This is a genomic window from Nitrosomonas sp. Nm34 (assembly GCF_900113925.1).
In the GTDB taxonomy this organism is placed as follows: Bacteria; Pseudomonadota; Gammaproteobacteria; order Burkholderiales; family Nitrosomonadaceae; genus Nitrosomonas.
The window spans coordinates 1-4149 of the sequence record NZ_FORD01000111.1; the positions used below are offsets into that span (position 1 = coordinate 1).

1 protein-coding gene and 3 pseudogenes are annotated in these 4149 nt (G+C 43.5%); 2 read left to right on the forward strand and 2 right to left on the reverse strand.

The window, feature by feature from the left end; genetic code table 11:
* Window positions 1-236: IS630 transposase-related protein (locus tag BM283_RS17325; RefSeq protein ID WP_090695355.1), on the reverse strand; the 236-nt coding region annotated here is incomplete at its 3' end.
* Window positions 237-1552: 1316 nt separating this feature from the next.
* Here BM283_RS17325 and BM283_RS17335 point away from each other — a divergent pair.
* Together BM283_RS17335 and BM283_RS20265 are read left to right on the forward strand one after the other, a co-directional pair.
* Window positions 1553-2430, forward strand: a pseudogene (locus BM283_RS17335) (IS982 family transposase).
* Window positions 2431-2532: 102 nt separating this feature from the next.
* Window positions 2533-2658: pseudogene (locus tag BM283_RS20265) on the forward strand (IS1595 family transposase); the annotation flags it as partial.
* 1029 nt (window positions 2659-3687) lie between these two features.
* Here BM283_RS20265 and BM283_RS20270 read toward each other — a convergent pair.
* Window positions 3688-4060, reverse strand: a pseudogene (locus tag BM283_RS20270) (IS3 family transposase); the annotation flags it as partial.
* Window positions 4061-4149 lie beyond the last annotated feature (89 nt).

The window sequence follows — 4149 nt, forward strand, 5'->3', positions numbered from 1 at the left end:
CGTTTGGCGCGCTCGTACTGATACGCGTCCGGATAATTCTTGATGTCCTGCGCCAACATTTCCATGTTGATCTTGGTGGCAGGTTTGTTGCGGGTGGTCTTGGGATCGGGAGTTTTGATCCAACGCATCACGCTGGCGGCCCCTACATCAAAACGCTTGGCCACTTGCACGATTGAGAGGTTCTCCTTCTCACGAACGGATAATACTTTACAGCGAAATGATATCGGATAGGTCATCTGTAAATTATAATCAATTTATAGGAGACATGCTATATCGACGGTTTGGTTGTTTACGCAGTGCTTTGGACAGCGCTTATTTGTATTCGATAAGGCAACTTGCGTAAGGTGCAATAACTATCGGGCATTGCGCCGTATGTGCTACCTTACCATCTGGTGCAATGCGTTACACTTATTGCACACTGGTTTGCCCGGCATGGGCTAAAACTTGTTATCTGAGAGGAGATAACCGGAAGTAGTAACGACAACCGTAGTGAAACGCAAGGGGGAAACCGCGAGGCTAACCTGAAAGAAGCGCGTAGCAAAAGCACGACCGTAGGAACACGAAATCCAACCGTTACCGAAAGACGCACGAGGTAGAGCTTGACGGCACAGGCTGAAAGTTTTAGCACCTTACCCGGGGAGATCTCTCGAATGAGGTTAGGGAGAAGTCAGCAGAAGCCGTATTAGCGAAGAAGCCTTGGAAACAAGGTGGAGCGAAGGGCTGAAGAACCAAGAGACAGGCCATTTTAAACATCTCTGTGGATTGGCGCGGAGTATTCTGGCGTGGTGAACGTTGCAACTGCGGCAACCACTCGTCCAGCGGCCACGCGAGGTTGGTGGATTCCAATCGGAAGCGTGGCCGTGGGATGCAAGCTGAAACACAGGCGAAGGAGAAATAGAAGGTGCTGAATGAAAATTGATGGCAAGCAGTTCCATCGGATAAGTCACTGGGTTCAACCGTCGGATGCGAAATACGAAGTATCAGTGAAGCTAAAACCGCACGTCCGGTGGTGTGGGAGAGGTAACGGACACAATCTGTTACCCCGACCCGATCATCTAAATCAAACATGACTTTGTCGGCTCCTCTTGCCGTATTATTGATATTGTCTACAGCTTGCCTTCACCTCATGTCTGGTTTAGATGAGAATTCTTTTCGAATCATTCTTAACTGGTTAGGCTATAGAAAGAAGCGGACCATGATGGGGTTGAACAATTTGAATTGCGATCAACTCACCGCCTCTTCCCCAGCGAATAAATCATTTCTTTATCATTGCGCAGCTTGCCTAGGCGATGGCTGGAGTCCGCTACTTAGTGCTTATCCGAAAACTCATAAATTCGATAAAGAACAGAAGGTTCCATTTAATTTTAGAAATGAAGTTTTCCATGAAATTGGAAAAAACCGACCTTATTGGCTAATTTTTACATATTTTTAGGCAAGATAACCTCAAACTTAAACAACGTGAGTTCGACATAAAAAGCTGGAAAAGAAACCTGAATTCCTTATGATAAAGTGGTTTTGGAAAAAATTTCATCATGAGAGGAGTCAGATTCCCATGGATACGACAACGGTTTTTTGTGCGAGTGACGAATTTTGTAAAGAGTTTAAGCCGCATTGGGAGCAGCACTTATTAGAGTCGCCGCTGAAACGGCGTCGGCGGCAAAGAACGCCGTGTCTAAGCGAAGTCATGACCATCATCGTGGGATTTCATCTATCCGGTTACCGGGCGTTTAAGCACGATTACCGAAATGACGTGTTGAGGTATCAGCGGGGTTATTTCCAGGGTTGGTGAGCTATCACCGCTTGGTGGAGTTGGCTTTAAGGTAGCCTGGCGCCTTTTGCTACTTTCTGACCAGACGCTTTGGGCAATGCAGTGGAATCAGCTTCATCGATTCGACCAAAATCAGCGTGTGCCACAATCGCCGCATTGGGTCGCATCAAGTAATAACAGAGTTTGCTGCTCGGGGAAAGACCAGCGTGGATTGGTTTTATGGGTTCAAGCTGCACCTGGTGATCAATGACCACGTGGAATTGCTGGGAGTCAAAATCACGGCGGGCAATGTGGATGACCGTGACCCGGTACCAGAGTTGACGCGCTCCTTATTTGGAAAGCTCTTTGGTGACCGGGGTTATCTCTCGCAGTCACTCTTTGAGCAACTGTGGGAGCAAGGCGTGCAGCTCGTCACCAAGGTGCGCAAGAACATGAAAAACAAGCTGTTGCCACTTTTTGACAAGCTGCTGTTACGTAAACGCTCGATCATTGAGACCGTCAATGACCCATTGAAGAATAGTTCGCAAATCGAGCATTCCCGTCATCGCAGCCCAGTTAACTTCTTTGTTAATCTGATAGCCGGACTGGTGGCTTACACCTTTCGCGAGAAGAAACCCTCGCTTAATATCAGACTCCCCCAAGCTCTTCCAATCGTGATGTGATGATTCTTATGTCGAACTCACGTTCAATAAAATGAAAGCCTAAAAAGCGGCTCAAAATAGTTGTCCGTTTCTGGTTCAGTTTAATTGACAATTAGCCTCTAGAACCAAATTAAACACGTCGTCTTAAGGAAATGCAATGGCATTTCTAAAGGACTGTTTCCATTATTTTTTAAGGAATGTGAATTCAGTTTCAATTATAAAATACCTAAACAACAAGCAAAATACTGAAATACTGGACTCAAATTTAAATTGATCTACTAGAGCCCCAAGAATCTAGTCAAAATTATTTAATCAATAGAAAATGTTTTATTGTTGCGAATAACTCTACAAATATGTTCCTTTAAAGCACTTGATTTGTGAAGTTTTTGTGAATATTATGGAACAAATCCATATAATTAATATGGTTTTACATTCATATATATCAAGGTGAAATTCATGAAAGAATTAACAACAACTTATTATATTATTTTGATTATTCTTACAATGTTGTGCATGTTTGATTTAGTAGAGGCTAATAAAATAAACCGTCGTGTACGGGAATGTCCATCGAGTGAGAGCTGCGTTGACTGACAAGTCATAGTAGGAAATAGCATTTTATCATTTACAAAGCATAGATATTTAGTCGTGGAAGATTCAAGTTTGAAGTGCAAATTTTATAAGATTAACAAGAGGTAAGCTGCGATAACATGCAAGCTTCTTGAATGATCAAATAAATGTTGCACAGATCAAGTACTGTTAGCAGCTTACCCCAGAGCAACGCTATCAAATTTACTGGTAGTGGAAAGCAGGCTTTAAGTAGAGAAAGTAGCGAATGAAGCTGCTGGCACCCGGAGTATAGGAGCAGGAATTAGAAGATAAAGGTGTAAGTCAGAAAGCCGAAACCAGGCGAGTTGGTAGAAAAGGCCGGAAATAAGGTGGACAGGATAATTCGGCAAAATAGTTGTCCTGAATGGGTATCAGCTCGACTTGAACTAGAAGGGAATTATTCATAAGCCATGAAATCACTTGCTAGTACCTTATGCAGACAAACTGGCAGGCGGGTAATTTTCATGGAAACCTATGCGCTGTTAGAAACTGTGGCGTAAGCGCTATGCAAGCGGGCAAGAATGGCGTAGCACAATTCTCAGCCGAGCCAGCATTGATGTTCGACCAGAGATTGTTGACCAGAGCGAGCGTATAAGTAATTAGGAACGCGATATATGATCGGCAAGTACCATTATGACATAGTCAACTAATTCCGAACACCTTAGTTACTAGTTAAGCGATTCTTATGATTTTTGCTACCTCTGCTTCATATTGATTTGATTTTTTGTACCCGAGGTAAAAGTCCAGTCGGTGGTTATTATAAAACACAGCAATATATTGCAATACGTTTTGCTGTACTGCGTAGCTCAGTTTAGTATTATCGCCAGCTGACACTGTTCCTGTTTAAGGCGTCCAGAGAAACTTTCAGCATCCGTATTATCTCAACAGCCTCCCAAGCGGCTCATGCTGTCAATAAAAATAAAACCTTAAGATTTTAATTATCCCTGTATGTTCCACTGGCGTATTCTAATCCACAATCCGAATGGATAATCAATCCTGCCTACGGTCGGCGTTGCCAGACAGCCATTCTCAACACTATGGAATCAGGATTTAATAACCCCAGAAATTATGCTGGCAGATGGAATAGCCACGTAATTCCATTTCGGTAAAAACGGGTCAAACTCAATGGTGATA